Raw genomic sequence first — 16676 nt, forward strand, 5'->3', positions numbered from 1 at the left:
GTGTTAGTCATCGCTTAGGATTTCTCAATCTGGCTTACACGGGCGCCTGTACCGATATCCCCGCGGATGGCGACGTATCGATGTTGAATTCCTCGCCAGACGAAGTGCAATGAGCTGCGGCTATAGGCTTGCGCAGCCTTAGATAGCCGGCCGTCGCAGGCGCGCCGGTTGGCCGGGATCTTCTTCTGCCCGTCAGGTGTCCGGTCGGAACTCCAGCACGAACGCTACGACCTTTTCGGCGGACATTTCGCACGGCTTCAACAATGTCCTATCTGATGTAACGCGGAAGAGGTTGAAGCTGACAATGTCAGTCCCGTCCAACTCCCTGGCGAACAGACTGTTGCGACGTCCGTCCCCAGATCGCCGGACGATCAAGCTGAAACGCCGGCCTTCATAAGTCCCTTCTCTGTATCCCTCCGCAAGCTTCGCGAAAGCGGCATCGAACTCGGAATGCTCCATGTCATCCATCCTTATTGATAGAACAGAGGCGCGGCGGGTGCGAGACCGCCAGTGCCGGGTCGCGCTAAGGTGCCGGGCAGATTCCTGCAGCCGACGAGGCCCGGGGTGGGCAGGATAATTGAGATGTCGGCGCCCGCATGGCTATCAGCGAAGTCGTCCGTCCAGTCTGCTAGGCAACGTCCACGCCTTTCCAGAAAGCGATGTAATCCCGGATACCCTCGGCATCCGGAGTGGGGGCGGGATAGGTCCAAGCGGCGTTCACGTTGAGCGCGTCACCCGCGCGAACATGAAAGAAGCGCGCGGCGCCTTTGATCGGACAGACAGATGTGTGCGGGCTCATCTCAAGCAGGCTCAGGTCGACTCCTGACGGTGGGAAGTAGTGATTTCCCTCGACGATGACTGTTTCGTCGCTTGTGGCGATAGTAGTGTCTTTCCAGATGGCTGAGACCAACGGACTCTCCTTTTGTATTCATCAACCGGCGAAGGCTCGCGGGCTGGCTGCCCCAAGCCGCACCTCCTCAGGTGGCAGGCGGGTTGCGCCCGAGAAGTTTGTCGAGCTCGCCTCTGACATCGAGCGCGAATAGCTCATCGGAGCCACCGATAAGGGTGCCATTGATGAAGATCTGCGGCACGGAGCTTCGCCCCGACGCTTCCGCCATGGCCTGCCGGTGAGCCGGATCCGCCTCAATATCGAGCTCCTTCCATCGCACGCCCTTTTCCTTGAGGAGCGCCTTCGCTCGGCGGCAGAACGGGCACCAATTCGTGGTGTACAGCAATACATCAGTTGTCATATTGCATCTCCGGCAGTTGCACGCGGATCGCTGTCATGGCGTTGATCTCCAATTCGCGGCGTTCAAAGATGGCGACTGCACCTTGGCCGACATCGGAGCAGATGCTGACGATTGGCCGCTATCCAGGCGACATGGCCCAAAGTGCTTTCACCGCCAGGCAGAGGCCGCACGCGCCTCCTGTAGCGCCGAGCCGATGCTCTAAGGTAACCGAGCCTCGATTGGGACGGAAGCGGTCCCGCTCGAATCGCCCATCATGCTGGTCGAGCATATCAGGACGACGGATAGTGCAGGAACTTTCAAATTGAGCTTGATGTCGAGCCAGGTATCGCGAGCGAAGGCGTTCTAGAGGCCGGGGGGTACGAAGACTGTGTTCGGCAAAACGGTTCACGTTGATCGCCAAAGCTTCCCAGGGCGCACGTCTACGATCGGCGCGACGTGAGATAGCTCGCGCCGCTAGCCCCCGTAGCGCTCCGTCTTGATGATGGAGGCGTCCAAGCCCGCCAGCAGCGCGCTATCGGTTGCGATGTTGACGAATCCGTTAGACCCGCAGACGAACACTTGCGTCGGCTTTCCCTGAAGCCTGGTTAGAATTTCTTGGACCATCATGCCGTCGATCCGTCGCGCAAAGTCCGATGCGCGAACCGGTTTCTCGCGCGTAATCGCGAGCGCCAGGACGAACGCCGGATCGCTGATTTCGATGCAATGAAGTTCTTCTGAGAAGAGAACGTCCTCGGCGGTTCGTGCGGACAGGAGCAACGCTGTCGGAACGGCTTGGGCCAATGCGCGGCGCTGCCGGATCATTGCCATCAACGGCACGAGGCCGGAGCCTCCCCCGATCAACAGAACCGGATCTATGGCAGGCTCAGGCCAAAGGAAATGGCCACCGAGCGGACCGCGAACTTCGATTTCGTCACCAATCGCCGCGATGTCGTGAAAAAACGGCGAAACTTCGGCATCCGGCATGCGCTCGATAGCTATCTCGACGATCGGGGTCGAAACTGCCGATGACGCGATCGAGTAGCTGCGCATTGCACTGTAGCCGTCGGGCGCGGTCAGCCGGATATCGACGTGCTGACCTGCGGTGTGCGCGAACGGCTTGCTCAACCGAAGGAAGAAGCTCTTGATACTCGGTGTTTGCTGGATGATGTCGTCGATCACGCATGATTGCCACGAACGGACTTGCGCTTCGTTTTCAGTCATGGGTGTATCGTTGTTCGCGCCACGGATCGCCGTAGATGTGATAGCCGTGCAGCTCCCAAAAGCCGGCCTCGTCACGCGTCGTGAATTGCAGCGCATTCACCCATTTGGCGGATTTCCAGAAGTAAAGGTGCGGCACTAGAAGACGCGCCGGCCCCCCATGATCGCGGGAAAGTGGCTTGCCCGCATAACTGAGGGCGACCATCGCTTTCCCGGAAAGCAGATCCGTCAGAGGGACGTTTGTCGAATAATTATCGTAGCAGTGCGCCAAGACGAAATCGGTAGGCCGATCAAGCTCTGCATCTGCAAGGATGTCTTCAATGAGTACACCCTCCCAAACGGTATCCAGTTTGGACCAAGAGGTGACGCAGTGAATATCCTTTGTCACCTGGGTCTTTGGTAGAGTGTTGAATTCGCCCCAATTCCACGTTTTGACGGGCTTCGGACCAATTTTGACTGTGAATTTCCAGTCGGAGGGCTCTACCCTCGGCGTAGGGCCGGCCGACAGAACAGGGAAATCCTCCACCAGATGCTGACCTGGCGGAATCCGATCGGACTGGTCGCCTGAACCGCGACCGGTGAAACCTCTGGTGACCATAGTGACCCCTCTTGCTCGATACGGCAGACCGAAGCCGGCCTTCATTTCAGTACTCTGCGTAAAGCATTTGCCCGCACATCCGCCGAATAAGCCAATCGACTAAAAATCAGATACAGATGCTCTATCATCGTAAAAAATCGCGTATCGAACATAGCGTCAGGCCAGCATGATTCCCAATACCCAATGGCTATAGGGTAGATAACCCCAAGGCTGCGTACGCTGATCTGCGGTATGCGGAGCGGAAGTTGCAGGTTCGCTCTCAAACGGATGGGCAGCGTGCAAAGCTCAAGGCTCACCAGCGCATGGTTGCCCAGTTCGCGCTCGCCGGCAGCTTGAGTATATTAAGGACGAAATGTCGATCTGATCTATTCTGGCTTCAGGAAATAGGGAAAATAAGGTCGGACGTTCGCGCACCGTCGCGACGCGCGATCATCCACTAAGCTTCTGTATCGGGGTTGGAGGATCAGATGAACGAGATCGAACGACAAGCGCCTGAGCTGCGGGTGCAAAAATGGATTGGCAAAGATGGGGAAAGTATCGCGCCGTTCAAACTGTCAGATATCGGGCCCGGCCCGAAAATCTTGTTTGCCTTCCAGCATTGGTGCCAAGGTTGCCATTTGCATGGGTTTCCGACGCTACAAAAGTTGCATGCAGCGTTGAGCTCAAAAGACGTGGGGTTCGCAGTGATCCAGACCGTCTTCGAAGGAACGCATGAGAATACCTTCGAGAAGTTGCGCGTGAACCAGCTCAAGTATGAGCTTCCTATCGTTTTCGGTCACGACGAGCAACCGACCGGCTCGCCGTTTCCAACCTTCATGGAAGACTACCGCACACGAGGAACTCCGTGGTTTACGGTTATCGACGCTGGCGGTAGCATTGTTTTCTCGGACTTCCATCTCGACGCGGAGCTAGAGTATGGCTTTTTGCGTGTGCGCTGTGAAGATTGTCATCACGAGCGTTTGGTCGCTTTCAGCTGCAAACGGCGTGGTTTCTGCCCCAGCTGCGGTGCCCGCCGGATGGTGGAGAGTGCCGCACTTTTGGTGGATGAAGTATTTCCCGCAGAGCCTATTCGCCAATGGGTGCTGAGTTTTCCTTTCCAGTTGCGCTTTTTGCTGGCCCGTTACCCGGAGCTGATGGGCAAGGTCTTGAGCATCGTTTACCGTATACTCTCAACCCATCTGATTAAGAAAGCGGGTTTTACCAAGGCTACGGCACAAAGTGGATCGGTAACGCTCATCCAACGCTTTGGCTCCGCGCTGAATCTGAATGTACACTACCACATGCTGTTTCTCGACGGGATTTACACCGAAGACGGCCATGGTAAACAGCGCTTCCATCGGGTCAAAGCGCCGACCCACGATGAGCTGAATACCCTCGTCCACACGCTTAGCCATCGCATTGCTCGCTGTCTGGAAAAGCGAGGCGTATTAGAGCGCGATGCCGAGAATACCTGGTTGACTCTGGAAGAGGAGGAAGGCGATGTGCTGACGCAACTGCAGGGCGCATCAGTGACCTATCGCATCGCCACCGGTCCTCAGCAGGGGCGCAAGGTCTTCACCCTACAAACCTTACCGGGGCGAGAGAATCAGGCCGACACCAACAGCCGAGTGGCGAACTATGCCGGCTTCTCGCTACACGCCGGTGTCATGGCCGAAGCGCATCAGCGAGATAAGCTTGAGCGCCTGTGTCGCTATATCAGTCGGCCAGCGATCTCGGAAAAGCGTCTGGCATTGACCGCCAATGGACAAATCCGCTACGAGCTCAAAACCCCTTACCGCAATGGCACTACGCATGTGATCTTCGAACCACTGGATTTCATTGCCAAGCTAGCGGCTTTGGTACCCAAGCCTAGGGTCAACCTTACTCGATTCCACGGGCTTTTTGCACCGAACAGCAAACACCGCGTTCAAGTAACACCCGCTAAGCGGGGCAAAAAGCCCGATCAATCGGAAGGTCTCGATACTGGCTGGTGTGACAAGAGCCCCGCAGAGCGCCACCGCGCTATGACCTGGATGCAACGACTCAAGCGTGTTTTCAACATCGACATCGAGGTCTGTGAACACTGCGGTGGCCAAGTCAAAGTGATTGCAAGCATTGAAGACCCGAAGGTGATTGAGCTGATTCTTAATTACCTCAGGCAGAAAGCCGCTAAGGTTGACGCTGCCAAACAGCACGAATTGCCGCCAGAGCGAGCCCCGCCACTGACTCCCAGCCTGTTCGACCCATCGCAGACTTGCCTATTTAATTGACGCGCCTAAGTTCTCAATCCATGCACTGTCAGCCTTTGCGGCAGGCCGGTGGGGCAACTGTCGGCTAGAGATCCATTCGCCAGGCACTTTTCGGTCAAATCGACCAAAATACGACCTGCTTTAGGCGCTGTGAAGCTAAATTCTGGGGCTTAGGCAATAAAAATGAGCAGCAATTTCGGGTATGATACTTCAGCTTAGGGGTGAAAAGGTGCTTTATACTTCCTATACTCAAATCTATATCTTTAATGCGTAGTTGTAATAACTCTGTCAATCTCATGCCTGTGCCATAGAGCATTTTAGCCATTAACAGATGAATACCTGATAAATGTTTAAAAACGGACTGAACCTCTAGGTGTGTTAATGCTACAGGTAATCTTTTGGGTTTATTGGGTCGATTTAATTCTAGTAACCAAGGTAGCCCTACGCCAAGTACCTCCTTATATAAGAAAAGTAATGCTGAAAGTGCTTGATGATGTGTAGATTGTGAAACATTTCCCACGTTCACCAAATGTGACAGATAAGATTCCACTTCCAATCGACCCATCTCTTGTGGATGACGCATTTGATGAAAAATTACATAGCGTTTTATCCAACCACAATACGCTTGCTCAGTTCGATAACTCATATGCTTATAGCGTATACGTTGTCTAACTAAATCGAATAGTTTTGGGTGCTGAGTTGTCATCATATTATCCTTGTTATTTTTTTTGTTTAATGATAATTTTAGTTTAAATAAATCAATGCTTTTTGTTGTATTTTTAATCAAATAGGTGTCTTATGCAGCAAGTTTTTTTTCATCTTATGTGTCACCTCTGCCGCATAAGAGTAGTTGGGCGTCTTCATCCAATCTGTGAGGCTTTCATCCAATGAAGAAAGCAATCCTTCTCGTTGTGTCTCATGTGTGCGTTCTCGCGGCGGGCTTCGCGCTTGGTGTCTATGCGCTTCCTATCCTTACCGCCCCTACTGCACCCACGCTAGCCGAAACCTCGCTAGCAGCGAGCCAAAGCATCTACAAGGGGGAGTTCCGGCGCGACCTCAAAGACAGTGACGCCCTCCATTGGGGGCAAGGCACAGTGAACGTGGGCTCAAAGAGCATTGCGTTCACCGGCAAGCTAGCGCCTGGCCCTGACTACAAGCTCTACCTATCTCCTGAGTTCGTGGAAACGGAAAAAGACTTTGCACGTCTGAAGCCGCAGATGAAACGCATAGGCGATGTTCGTACCTTCGAGAACTTCGTGGTTCCTGTGCCTGAATCAATAGACGTCTCGCAGTACAAAGCCGTCATCGTCTGGTGTGAGTCTTTCTCACAGTTCATTACTGCCGCTGAATACAGGTAGTCCATGCTCAGTGCAAAGACGCCCAACACTTCCATCGAGAGGGACGTCCAAGGGCTGTCGCCCTCGGCCGCCCCTCATGTCAAACGTTAGGCAATAAAACTATGTCATCATTTTCAGACTCTAAGGCAATCAGTGGCTACGCAGAAAACGCTACATTCGATGATCCCACAGAGCGACTAGTGAAGCAACTTGAGCAAGGTTAATCGTTGGAAGGTGGGCAATCATCCTGATTGCCACCCATCCCCTGATGCCCACTACAGGCGTTGCGCGCTGTAACTCTGTTGATCAGCGTGCGAAAACCCGGATCCGGATAGGAGGAGCGTCAACGATTGAATCAATCCGTTGGGAGAGGGCGGCTCCGCTCCGTCAGCTCGGCAATAGATAACCCATTCTCGCCGAGCAACTCTCTGATCCGATCGACGATATGAGCCCCTAGCGCCGCTGTCTTGGTCCCCCCCACAGATTCCCAAGATGCGAGTTCACACGCCGATACCTCGTGGTCAGCGCCGAAGTGCTTCTGTCGGTATGTCACCGCCGCCCTTCAATGATAAAGGCGCGGTAACGGGAACCGGCAAAGCGTTGAGCAGCGATGGTTTGGTAGGCGGGACTGTCATACCAGTCGCGAGCGGCCTGCATCGTCGGGAAACGCAAGATTACGGCCCCTTCGATGGGCGGCCCCTCCAAATGCTGGATCGCGCCATAAGCGGCGAGAAAGGTAACGTCGTGACCATCGAACGATGGTCCGACGCCTGCAGAATAGGTTGCGAGTGCATGTGGGTCGCTGGTTTCTTCCCGCGTAAAGACGACGAACGCTTCCATCATTAGGCCTCTCAAAGGTTGGATCTGTTGGCCATTACCACCGGTGATGGCCTCACAGTCGTCAGGCTGGCAACTGGAACCCGATTTTCATGAGTGCCTCGACGCACGCATCCTGATCCTGCTGATAGTTGCCTCCGGAGATGCCTATGCCGCCGATCAACTTCCCATCCTCCAGAATCGGATAACCGCCGCCGACAGCGACCATCCGAGGGCGATAGGCTAGCGGCGCCACTTTTGGATCGTTGGTCACATAGTCGTTCCAGACATGGGTCGGGAACCCAAACGAGGCGGAACTCCAGGCCTTGTCGATGGCAACATCGACGGTAAGGAACGGCGCATCGTCGGTGCGCTCGAACGCGCGCAGGTTACCGGTGGCGTCGACGACGGCGACGGCAGCCGGGATGCCGATGGCACGGGCCGCAGCGAGCGCCGCGTCGATGAGGGCGACTGCGGTTTCGCGGTTGATCGAGGCGGTGGCAATAGATTTGGTCATGGGATTCTCATCGCTGGGGCATAACCCGTTCGGCTTTTTGAGGTTGGACAAGATGTTTGGCGATCGCGGTCGTTAGAAGCCTTCGAGGACGATCTTGCCTTTAGCCGCGCCACTTTCGATCAGTGCATGCACCGTCTTCAGATTGGCGGCATTGATCGGCGACAGTCGCCGGGTCAGCGTCGTGCGGATTTTGCCGTCGTCAACCAGCGCTGCCATCGCATCCAGAATCTCGCCCTGCTCATTCATGTCGGGCGTGCCGTAGATCGACCGCGTGAACATCAGCTCGTGGTGGATCGACACCGCCTTGCGCTTGAAAACCATGATATCGAATGCCTTGGGATCGTCGATCAGTCCGAACCGTCCTTGTGGGGCGATCAGTTCGGCGATGTCGGCGACATGTTGCTCGGTATGTGTGGTCGAAAAGACGAAAGCGGGAGCACCGATGCCGAGTTCGGCGATCTGTGGCGCGAGCGGACGAGAATGGTCGATGACGTGGTGAGCTCCAAGCCCTCTTACCCACTCTTGGGTTTCCGGTCGAGAGGCTGTGGCGATGACGGTGAGGTCCGTGCGCTGTCGCGCGATCTGGACGGCGATCGACCCAACCCCGCCCGCGCCACCGATGATGAGGATCGCCTCCGCCGCACCGGGTACGGGCTTCGCCACGTCCAGGCGGTCGAACATCGCCTCCCAGGCCGTCAACGTCGTCAGCGGCAGCGCCGCCGCTTCCGCCCAGGAGAGCGACGCAGGTTTGTGACCGACAATCCGGGCGTCGACGAGATGGAACTCCGCATTGGTACCGGGCCGTGTGATCGATCCGGCATAATAGACCTCGTCGCCTAACTCGAACTGCGTGACGTCGGGGCCGACCTCGCGCACAATCCCGGCGGCATCCCATCCCAGCACCTTCCAATCGCCATCTGCCGGCGGCGTGCTGTTGCGGACCTTGTAGTCGACCGGGTTGACCGAGACGGCCTTCACCTCAACCAGGATATCGTATCCTGCAGCGACAGGCCGAGGCAGATTGATGTCGACCAGCGCGGCATCCGCGGCGATGGGTCCCGGAACCTTGTAACCAATGGCTTTCATAAATGTCTCCAGCTTGCTTGATCGGATGACGCGAATGCTCGTTAGTCAACTTCTTCTACATTGAGGTCCCGACTCTTGAACTGGGTCGCGGTAGCAGATTTCATCGAACACGTCGATCAACAGGCCTTTATGCTCTGTCGCCGGATCGGTGATCGCGTAGATGTTGGAGGCATCTTCGCCGTCGTCCCCGCTCTCGAGGCGCAACGCCGCATCGACGCGAATGCTGCATGCATCGAGGGTTGACCCTAGTTCGAGATCGACGAGATTGCCGTCCTTGACGCGGTATTCGCGGTCATAGCCGTTGGCGATGAATGACTGGACTGCTTCTAGAACGTCGGTCACCTGGGAGGTCATGGAAGCACCTTCATCTTGAACTGGATTGGACACGCTCGCGCACAAAGCGCGCTGTGACTCGGCGGACGGAGAAGCTCGCGAAGTGCGTTACTCATAGCCACTTGGCCTTCTTGAAGCGCATGAACAGGAGAAGGCAGAACACCGCTATCACTCCGAGCACGACGAAGTAGCCATATGGCGTGTCCAGTTCCGGCATGTGCTTGAAGTTCATGCCATATATTCCGGCGATCGCCGTCGGGACCGTCAAGATCGCCGCCCAGGCCGCGAGCTGGCGAGTGACCACACCGATCCTTTGCGCTTCCAGAAGGCTGCTGGCCTCGAAGACCGTGGACAGGACAAGCAGGAGGCCGTCGACCATGGACTGCACGCGGTGGACATGGTCCGCGACGTCGTGGAAATATGGTGTCATTTCGGCGCTGATGCAGGGAAAGTGGCCGCGAACGAGCTTTCGCACCAGCTCGGCCATAGCCCCGAGCGTGCGCTGGAACCGCGTGAGTTCGGACCTTAGTTCGAAGATTCGCGCCACCTCTTCTGGCCCGAGGAAATCGTGCAGCGACCGTCGCTCCATCGCCAGGACGTCGTCCTCGATCATTTCGAAGATGGGCAGATACTGGTCGACCACTCGGTGCAAGATCGCGTGCAGCACATAGTCGACACCCTTGCCGAACTGCGTCGGCGATGCCTCGAGTTGCTCCCGAAGTTTGCCCAGCGCTCCGGCATTGCCGTGCCGCACGGTGATAAGGTGATTGTGACCGGTGAAGATCGCCATCTTGCCGTAGCTGATCCGGTCGCCGACCAGCTCGGCGGTCTGGGCGACGACGTACAACTCATCGTTGTAGACCTCGAGCTTGGGCGGGCACAGCGGGTGCATGGCGTTGTCGATCGCCAAAGGATGGAGGTTATACGTCGTCTGGATCGCGCTGAGTTCGTCTGCGGTGGGCTCGCTAAGCGCGATCCAGCAGAAGCCCGAGCGATTCTCGTTTAGTTCGACGTGCTCATCGAGCCTGATTTCACGGACTCGCTTACCTTCGTTGTAATAATATGCGGCGATAATGGTCATGCAGGCCTCGCAGGAATTCGCAGGCCACGCTGTACAGCCGGTCGCGCCAGCCCGCGTTCGAGCCATGCCTGCACGTTCGAATAGCTGCTTAGGCCGAGGATGTCGCCCGCTGCGTAGAATTCGACCAGCGCATTCACCCAGCCAAACGTCGCAATGTCCGCGATCGAGTAATCATCGACAATCCATTCGCGGCCCTCCAGCCGGTGATCCAGGACCCCGAGAAGACGCCTGGATTCATCAACAAAGCGCTGCCGAGGTCGCTTGTCCTCATAGTCCTTGCCGGCAAATCGCAGGAAAAAGCCTAGCTGTCCGAACATCGGCCCGATGGCCGACATCTGAAAGAACACCCACGCTAGGGTCTCGTAACGCTGGCCTGGTTCGGTGGAGATGAACTGACCCGTCTTGTCGGCCAGATAGAGGAGGATCGCACCGGATTCCCATAAGGCGATGGGTCTACCGTCAGGGCCAGCCGGATCGATGATCGCCGGTATGCGTCCGTTCGGGTTCAGCGACACGAACGCCGGATCCTTCGACTCGTTGTTCGAGATGTCGATCAGGTGGGGCTCGTACGCCAGGCCAGTCTCCTCAAGCATGATCGAGACCTTGACGCCATTGGGCGTAGGGGCTGCGTAGAGTTGCAGGCGATCGGGATGAGATGCCGGCCAGCGCTGCGTGATCGGAAAGGACGAGAGGTCTGGCATAAATCTGCGATCCTGGTGTTGCGATGGCGACTGACTGGAACGAGCCGTCACTCTGAAGTAGGGTTCGATGACCGCGTCGCTGAACGACGCGGTCACGAAGATTGCGGACCGGACCGGCGCAGTGGCAACGGCAGTGAAGCCTATTCCGCCGCGGTCCCGGCCGCTGGCTGTACGTCGTCAACCTTTTGGCGCTTCGGAAGCACCCAGCCGGGACGGACGAAGTGGCAGGTGTAGCCGCCCGGGCGCTTCTCCAGATAATCCTGGTGATCGGGCTCGGCCTCCCAGAACTCGCCGACCGGCTGGACCTCGGTCACCACTTTGCCATCCCACAGCCCCGAGGCATCCACATCGGCGATCGTATCCTCGGCGACGCGCTTCTGCTCCTCGTCGACATAATAGATGCCCGACCGGTAGGAGAGCCCACGATCATTGCCCTGGCGGTTCAGCGTCGTCGGATCGTGGATCTGGAAGAAGAATTCCAGGATGTTCCGGTAGCTCGTCACTGTCGGGTCGAAGACAATCTCGATCCCCTCGGCATGCGTGCCGTGATTACGATACGTGGCGTTCGGAATATCGCCGCCCGTGTAACCCACACGGGTCGAGATGATGCCGGGTCGCTTGCGGATCAGATCCTGCATGCCCCAGAAACATCCTCCTGCGAGAACAGCGCGCTGATGCATGTTAAGCCTCCTCTACTTGATCGAGATATTCACCGTATCCCTCGGACTCCATCTCGTCGCGCGGGATGAAGCGAAGGGACGCTGAGTTGATGCAGTACCGCAGACCGCCGCGGTCGGAAGGACCATCGGGGAACACATGGCCGAGATGACTGTCTGCGTGTACTGACCTGACCTCCGTCCGGACCATGCCGTGTGCGCTGTCCCGCACCTCGTTCACGTTTGCCGAAACGATCGGCTTGGTGAAGCTGGGCCAGCCAGTACCCGAATCGAACTTGTCCGTCGAAGCGAACAGTGGCTCTCCCGACACTATGTCAACGTAGATGCCAGGCTCCTTGTTGTCGTTGTACTCGCCCGTGAAGGGCCTTTCGGTGCCCGCCTCCTGGGTAATTCGGTGTTGCTCGGGAGTCAGGTGGTCGATTGCTGTCTGTGACTTTTCAAACTTCATTACAGTCTCCAATACTTATCTAGAGGGCCAGGCACGCTACCGCTAATTTTTTATGTCTCCTGATTTGCTCCTACAATGGTAGTGGGATGGCAAACGAGGTTTTACTAAGTGTTGGAAAATTAGAGATTTAAATTTCGCGTCTATTAATTCTAGCGCAACTGAGTGGTTAAGCAAGTACGTAATCAGTAAATATTAAAAAAATAACACAAAAGCACGATTATATAATACAGTGTCAGTGTTTTATGATAATCAACAACGCCTGTTTAGATGCTGGTAGATGCGAATTTTTTGGCGTACAGTCAAAATTTTCTGATGGTTGCTTAGTGTGTTGGCGCTGATGGAAAATTGACCCACCCTGCCGATTGAAATTTGACCCAGGGCGGATTGCTGATTTTGTTACCAGCAACTGTGGATAAGTCTACCAGCGCAGCTGCTGTTGCCCCCACTCCTTCGCTAGCCCAGTTCAGTTGTTTAAGACCTGCCACACGCAGCCATGTAGCAGGCCGTCGTCGCCATGAAATCAGAACGGCTCATCGTCCTCCGGTTCCTGGCCGCCCTTACGCTTTCGCTCCCGTGATTTGATCTTGGCCTGGGCCGCCAAGCTACTGTGTTGCAGGCGATAGGACTCGTTACCGGTTTCGACGATGTGGCAGTGGTGGGTCAGCCGATCCAGCAGGGCGGTGGTCATCTTGGCGTCGCCGAACACGCTCGACCATTCGGCGAAGCTCAGGTTGGTGGTGATCACCACGCTGGTGTGTTCGTACAGCTTGGATAGCAGGTGAAACAGCAACGCACCGCCGGCCTGGCTGAAGGGCAGATAACCCAGTTCGTCGAGGATGACCAGATCCATGCGCAGCAGAGCTTGGGCGATCCGCCCGGCTTTGCCGTCGTGCTTTTCGCGCTCCAGCAGATTGACCAGATCGACCGTGGAGTAGAAGCGCACGCGCTTGCCGTGCCGGGTGATGCCGGACACGGCCAGCGCAGTGGCCAGGTGGGTTTTACCGGTGCCAGGCCCACCGATCAGCACCACGTTCTGCGCGGTGTCGGTAAAGGCCAGACTGGCCAGTTCGCTGATCAAACGAGCGTCTGCGCTGGAGGCGCTGAAGTCGAAGCCGGCCAGGTCGCGGTGCATCGGCAGCTTGGCCATGTTCATCTGGTGGCTCACCGAGCGCATGGCGCGATCTGTGTGCTCTTGTTCCAGCAGGTGTTCGAGCAGCCACTTGGACGAGGCTGTGTTCGACTCACCCTGCGCAGTCAACTCCGCCCAGGCCGTGGCCATGCCGTGCAGGCGCAGCTCCTTGAGTGATGTGTGCTGAAAAAACAGGAGGTTTTAACTTGGTAAACTAAACACACTCATCAGGAGTTTACCATGAGCAAGAAACACAAGACTTACACCACAGAATTTAAAGCTGAAGCCATCAAATTAATTGAAGCCAATCAAGGCAATGTCTCGGAAACAGCTAGACAACTTAGCATTTCAATGCAAACTCTTTCAAATTGGAATACCAAAGCAAAGGCTGGAACTTTAGCAGGTACAAAACAGTATTCACCTGATCTAAACGCTCTACTCGAAGAAAATAAAAAACTCAAACAACAGCTCAAAATAGCTGAAATGGAACGTGAATTTTTAAAAAAGGCAGCAGCGTACTTTGCCAAAGAAAGTCAGTAAGGTACGCCTATATGAAACAAAAAAGATATTCTTTTCCAATTACCTTAATGGCTCGATTACTTCATGTTTCAGTTTCATGTTTTTATGATTGGCTCAAGAGAGGCGTGAGCAAAAGAACGATTCAACGAAATCAACAGACGATATTGGTGAAAATAGCCCATGAGGAGACAAGGCAGAGCTATGGTTATATTCGATTAACCAAATACTTACAAGCTCAGGGCATAAAAATGAGTATGTACGCTGTACGTCAGATAAAAGCGCTGAACCACCTGTATTGTAAGCGACACAAGCGTTTTAAAAGGACTACGAATAGTGACCATAATCGAGCGATCTATGAAAACCTGCTGGAGCAACAATTCTCAATGACTAGACCAAATCAAGCATGGTCAAGTGATATTACGTACATATGGACTGTTGAAGGATGGCTGTACTTAGCAGCGGTAAAAGACCTTTACACGAAACAAGTGGTTGGCTATAGCTTAAATGAGCGCATGACAGCACAGCTTGTTTGTAATGCGCTAAATATGGCTATTCACAATCAAAAACCAACCAAAGAACTGATTGTGCATTCAGACAGAGGAAGTCAATATTGCAGCCATGAATATCGAAATATACTTGAGCAATATGGTTTTCAAGGTTCAATGAGCAAGCGCGGAGACTGTTACGATAATGCACCGATTGAAAGCTTTTGGGGAATACTGAAAAATGAGTTAGTGCATCATTACAACTATCAAACCAGAGAAGAAGCCAAAGCAGATATTATAAAATACATTGAATTATTTTATAATCATCGAAGAATTCAAAAGGGTTTGGGTTTTAAGACACCAAATCAAATGGCCGAAGACTTTTATAAGTTGGCTGCCTAGAATCTCCCAAGGGAAAGTCTCCTGATAATTCAGCGTATATCATTAACTTTTTAAATCTAAAAAACAGGAATTTCATTTATGTCTAAACACTATGATTATATTGCGATTGGCGGAGGCAGTGGCGGTATTGCATCAGTCAATCGTGCTGCCATGTATGGTAAGAAATGTGCACTGATAGAAATGGGTGATATTGGTGGAACCTGTGTCAACGTAGGATGTGTTCCTAAAAAAGTGATGTGGTATTCAGCTCAAATTGCCGATGCGATTCATAAATATGGTCCTGACTATGGCTTTAATACAGAATTGAAATCCTTTAACTGGAAGAAATTAGTTGAAAACAGACAAGCCTATATCAGCCGAATACATACATCGTATGACACAGGACTAGCTAAAAATAATGTTGATGTCATTCGAGGTTTTGCAAAATTTTTAGATGCTCAAACAATTGAAGTAAATGGTGAAACGTACACAGCTGACCATATTTTAATTGCTACGGGGACTCAAGCATTCAAACCTGAAATTGAAGGTGCTGAATATGGTATTGATTCCAATGGTTTCTTCGGATTAGAACACTTACCGAAGCGGACTGCTATTGTTGGTTCTGGCTATATTGCTGTGGAATTGGCAGGTGTTCTTAATGCATTGGGTTCGAATGTACAATTATTTATTCGTAAACATCAGCCTTTGCGTGGATTAGATCATTTCCTTGGTAAAACACTATTAGAGAATATGCGCAGTGAAAATATTAACGTGCATACTCATAGTCAGATTAACAAAGTGACTAAAGTTCAAGATAACTCACTTGTATTACACCTAGAAGATGGTACAGAACATAGTGTAGATTGCTTGATTTGGGCAATTGGTAGAAAACCTGCAACTGAAGCGATCAATCTTAATAAGACTCAAGTTCAATTGAACGAGAATCGCTTTATTCATGTTGATGCATATCAAAATACAACACAGTCTGGCATTTATGCAGTGGGTGATATTACAGGTAAAGTCGAGTTAACACCTGTTGCTGTGGCAGCGGGTCGAAGACTGTCTGAACGTTTATTTAACAATAAGCCAAATGAACATTTAGATTATGAAAATATTCCGACTGTGGTGTTTAGTCACCCACCTATTGGAACAGTTGGATTAACCGAAGATCAAGCCATAGAAAAATTTGGTAAAGATGCCATCAAAATTTATAGTTCTTCCTTTACATCCATGTATACAGCGATAACAGAACATCGACAACTCACAAAAATGAAATTAATTTGTGTAGGAACTGATGAGAAAGTGGTCGGAATTCATGGTATTGGATACGGTATGGATGAAATTCTGCAAGGCTTTGCTGTTGCTTTAAAAATGGGAGCAACTAAAAAAGACTTCGATAACACTTTAGCAATTCATCCGACTTCTGCTGAAGAATTCGTCACAATGCGTTAATCATTGATCATCTAAAAGAGCATTTATTTATATATTTGCTCTTATTTTTATATTCTATATCCAAATTATGAACTTTCAACAACTTAGAATTATTAGAGAACTCACTCAACATAATCTCAATTTATCACAAACAGCACATGCTCGGCTTTGTTGCACAAAGATTTGAAATGCAAAGCGCCCCTAATTGAGCCAAATTTAAGGCGTAACTTGGGTAAGTGGTCGACCTAATTCCGTAAATCTGTTAAGGACTGCTACACGTGCATGGATCTCATTCACTTGGCTATCAAAACTCCTTGCACTGAGTTTATCTCCTAATAATTTGATGCAATGCATCTTAGTTTCAACCAAACTTCGCCGATGATAGCCTGACCATTTTTTCCATAGTGTCCTGCCTAAACGTTTAATTGTTCGAAGTAATTCATTTCGCTCTAGCGAGCTACT

Annotated in this window: 20 protein-coding genes; 4 read left to right on the forward strand and 16 right to left on the reverse strand. The window is 52.9% G+C overall.

Annotation, left to right across the window (positions count from 1 at the left end; translation table 11 throughout):
* Window positions 1-192: 192 nt before the first annotated feature.
* The 5 genes from BJN41_RS03060 to BJN41_RS03080 all read right to left on the reverse strand — a co-directional run bounded on the left by BJN41_RS03060 (window position 193) and on the right by BJN41_RS03080 (window position 3045).
* Window positions 193-459, reverse strand: coding sequence for a hypothetical protein (locus tag BJN41_RS03060; RefSeq protein ID WP_003464988.1), 267 nt, complete (start codon window positions 457-459; stop codon window positions 193-195).
* A 169-nt stretch (window positions 460-628) separates the two neighbouring features.
* Window positions 629-910: a DUF427 domain-containing protein gene (locus tag BJN41_RS03065; RefSeq protein ID WP_003464986.1), complete on the reverse strand. Its 282-nt coding sequence runs from the start codon at window positions 908-910 to the stop codon at window positions 629-631.
* Between the two features lie 67 nt (window positions 911-977).
* The gene (grxC, locus tag BJN41_RS03070; protein WP_005005995.1) at window positions 978-1250 is read right to left on the reverse strand and encodes a glutaredoxin 3; all 273 of its coding nucleotides are present in this window, start codon (window positions 1248-1250) and stop codon (window positions 978-980) included.
* Window positions 1251-1703: 453 nt separating this feature from the next.
* Entirely contained in the window at window positions 1704-2450 is a 747-nt protein-coding gene (locus BJN41_RS03075) for a ferredoxin reductase (RefSeq protein ID WP_002118292.1), read from the reverse strand.
* Complete coding sequence (locus BJN41_RS03080; RefSeq protein WP_003464980.1) at window positions 2443-3045, reverse strand: sulfite oxidase-like oxidoreductase; 603 nt, start codon at window positions 3043-3045, stop codon at window positions 2443-2445. The genes BJN41_RS03075 and BJN41_RS03080 overlap by 8 nt, the downstream gene beginning before the upstream one ends.
* A 467-nt stretch (window positions 3046-3512) precedes the next feature.
* On the opposite strand from BJN41_RS03080, the gene BJN41_RS03085 reads away from it, so the two are divergent.
* Window positions 3513-5294: a transposase gene (locus tag BJN41_RS03085; protein WP_372659268.1), complete on the forward strand. Its 1782-nt coding sequence runs from the start codon at window positions 3513-3515 to the stop codon at window positions 5292-5294.
* Window positions 5295-5388: 94 nt separating this feature from the next.
* Here BJN41_RS03085 and BJN41_RS03090 read toward each other — a convergent pair whose 3' ends face one another.
* Window positions 5389-6060 (reverse strand): phage integrase N-terminal SAM-like domain-containing protein, encoded by a 672-nt coding sequence (locus tag BJN41_RS03090; protein ID WP_198054698.1) that lies wholly within the window; start codon window positions 6058-6060, stop codon window positions 5389-5391.
* Window positions 6061-6160: 100 nt separating this feature from the next.
* Here BJN41_RS03090 and BJN41_RS03095 point away from each other — a divergent pair, with 100 nt between their 5' ends.
* Window positions 6161-6631, forward strand: coding sequence for a DM13 domain-containing protein (locus tag BJN41_RS03095; RefSeq protein WP_039048263.1), 471 nt, complete (start codon window positions 6161-6163; stop codon window positions 6629-6631).
* 528 nt (window positions 6632-7159) lie between these two features.
* Here BJN41_RS03095 and BJN41_RS03105 read toward each other — a convergent pair.
* The 9 genes from BJN41_RS03105 to istB form a co-directional block, all read right to left on the reverse strand.
* The gene (locus tag BJN41_RS03105) at window positions 7160-7453 is read right to left on the reverse strand and encodes a DUF1330 domain-containing protein (protein WP_010591688.1); all 294 of its coding nucleotides are present in this window, start codon (window positions 7451-7453) and stop codon (window positions 7160-7162) included.
* A gap of 58 nt (window positions 7454-7511) precedes the next feature.
* The gene (locus tag BJN41_RS03110; RefSeq protein ID WP_005006001.1) at window positions 7512-7943 is read right to left on the reverse strand and encodes a GlcG/HbpS family heme-binding protein; all 432 of its coding nucleotides are present in this window, start codon (window positions 7941-7943) and stop codon (window positions 7512-7514) included.
* 72 nt (window positions 7944-8015) lie between these two features.
* Entirely contained in the window at window positions 8016-9029 is a 1014-nt protein-coding gene (locus tag BJN41_RS03115; RefSeq protein WP_002118279.1) for a zinc-binding alcohol dehydrogenase family protein, read from the reverse strand.
* A gap of 45 nt (window positions 9030-9074) precedes the next feature.
* Complete coding sequence (locus BJN41_RS03120) at window positions 9075-9383, reverse strand: hypothetical protein (RefSeq protein ID WP_005006003.1); 309 nt, start codon at window positions 9381-9383, stop codon at window positions 9075-9077.
* A gap of 91 nt (window positions 9384-9474) precedes the next feature.
* Window positions 9475-10443, reverse strand: coding sequence for a magnesium and cobalt transport protein CorA (locus BJN41_RS03125; protein ID WP_002118270.1), 969 nt, complete (start codon window positions 10441-10443; stop codon window positions 9475-9477).
* Window positions 10440-11144, reverse strand: coding sequence for a glutathione S-transferase N-terminal domain-containing protein (locus tag BJN41_RS03130; RefSeq protein ID WP_005006007.1), 705 nt, complete (start codon window positions 11142-11144; stop codon window positions 10440-10442). The genes BJN41_RS03125 and BJN41_RS03130 overlap by 4 nt, the downstream gene beginning before the upstream one ends.
* 140 nt (window positions 11145-11284) lie before the next feature.
* Window positions 11285-11824 carry a peptide-methionine (S)-S-oxide reductase MsrA gene (msrA, locus tag BJN41_RS03135; RefSeq protein WP_003464967.1) on the reverse strand — a complete coding sequence of 180 codons (540 nt, stop codon included), beginning with the start codon at window positions 11822-11824 and terminating at the stop codon, window positions 11285-11287.
* Between the two features lies 1 nt (window position 11825).
* Window positions 11826-12269, reverse strand: coding sequence for a peptide-methionine (R)-S-oxide reductase MsrB (gene msrB, locus BJN41_RS03140; RefSeq protein ID WP_003464965.1), 444 nt, complete (start codon window positions 12267-12269; stop codon window positions 11826-11828).
* 520 nt (window positions 12270-12789) lie between these two features.
* A complete protein-coding gene (gene istB, locus BJN41_RS14605) occupies window positions 12790-13548 on the reverse strand; it encodes an IS21-like element ISPst3 family helper ATPase IstB (protein ID WP_074964445.1) in 759 nt (252 codons plus the stop codon).
* Window positions 13549-13638: 90 nt separating this feature from the next.
* On the opposite strand from istB, the gene BJN41_RS03155 reads away from it, so the two are divergent.
* Window positions 13639-14804 (forward strand): IS3-like element ISAba22 family transposase gene (locus BJN41_RS03155; protein ID WP_085944217.1). Its coding sequence is split into 2 segments (ribosomal slippage): window positions 13639-13897 and window positions 13897-14804, totalling 1167 coding nucleotides; the frame shifts between segments, so codons are not numbered across the junction.
* A 78-nt stretch (window positions 14805-14882) separates the two neighbouring features.
* A complete protein-coding gene (gene gorA / locus BJN41_RS03160) occupies window positions 14883-16235 on the forward strand; it encodes a glutathione-disulfide reductase (RefSeq protein WP_002122354.1) in 1353 nt (450 codons plus the stop codon).
* A 195-nt stretch (window positions 16236-16430) separates the two neighbouring features.
* Here gorA and BJN41_RS14610 read toward each other — a convergent pair.
* A partial coding sequence (locus BJN41_RS14610; protein ID WP_141730357.1) for a transposase occupies window positions 16431-16676 on the reverse strand: 246 nt, incomplete at its 5' end.

This window comes from Acinetobacter towneri (genome assembly GCF_001758345.1).
GTDB classification, from domain to species: domain Bacteria; phylum Pseudomonadota; class Gammaproteobacteria; order Pseudomonadales; family Moraxellaceae; genus Acinetobacter; species Acinetobacter towneri_A.

Coding starts and splice junctions, on each gene's coding strand:
- BJN41_RS03110 (WP_005006001.1), bottom strand. CDS start 7,943: ATGACCAAATCTATTGCCACCGCCTCGATCAACCGCGAAACCGCAGTC.
- grxC (WP_005005995.1), bottom strand. CDS start 1,250: ATGACAACTGATGTATTGCTGTACACCACGAATTGGTGCCCGTTCTGC.
- BJN41_RS03080 (WP_003464980.1), bottom strand. CDS start 3,045: ATGGTCACCAGAGGTTTCACCGGTCGCGGTTCAGGCGACCAGTCCGAT.
- istB (WP_074964445.1), bottom strand. CDS start 13,548: ATGGCCACGGCCTGGGCGGAGTTGACTGCGCAGGGTGAGTCGAACACA.
- BJN41_RS03115 (WP_002118279.1), bottom strand. CDS start 9,029: ATGAAAGCCATTGGTTACAAGGTTCCGGGACCCATCGCCGCGGATGCC.
- BJN41_RS03095 (WP_039048263.1), top strand. CDS start 6,161: ATGAAGAAAGCAATCCTTCTCGTTGTGTCTCATGTGTGCGTTCTCGCG.
- gorA (WP_002122354.1), top strand. CDS start 14,883: ATGTCTAAACACTATGATTATATTGCGATTGGCGGAGGCAGTGGCGGT.
- BJN41_RS03075 (WP_002118292.1), bottom strand. CDS start 2,450: ATGACTGAAAACGAAGCGCAAGTCCGTTCGTGGCAATCATGCGTGATC.
- BJN41_RS03085 (WP_372659268.1), top strand. CDS start 3,513: ATGAACGAGATCGAACGACAAGCGCCTGAGCTGCGGGTGCAAAAATGG.
- BJN41_RS03130 (WP_005006007.1), bottom strand. CDS start 11,144: ATGCCAGACCTCTCGTCCTTTCCGATCACGCAGCGCTGGCCGGCATCT.
- msrA (WP_003464967.1), bottom strand. CDS start 11,824: ATGCATCAGCGCGCTGTTCTCGCAGGAGGATGTTTCTGGGGCATGCAG.
- BJN41_RS03105 (WP_010591688.1), bottom strand. CDS start 7,453: ATGATGGAAGCGTTCGTCGTCTTTACGCGGGAAGAAACCAGCGACCCA.
- BJN41_RS03120 (WP_005006003.1), bottom strand. CDS start 9,383: ATGACCTCCCAGGTGACCGACGTTCTAGAAGCAGTCCAGTCATTCATC.
- BJN41_RS03125 (WP_002118270.1), bottom strand. CDS start 10,443: ATGACCATTATCGCCGCATATTATTACAACGAAGGTAAGCGAGTCCGT.
- BJN41_RS03060 (WP_003464988.1), bottom strand. CDS start 459: ATGGAGCATTCCGAGTTCGATGCCGCTTTCGCGAAGCTTGCGGAGGGA.
- msrB (WP_003464965.1), bottom strand. CDS start 12,269: ATGAAGTTTGAAAAGTCACAGACAGCAATCGACCACCTGACTCCCGAG.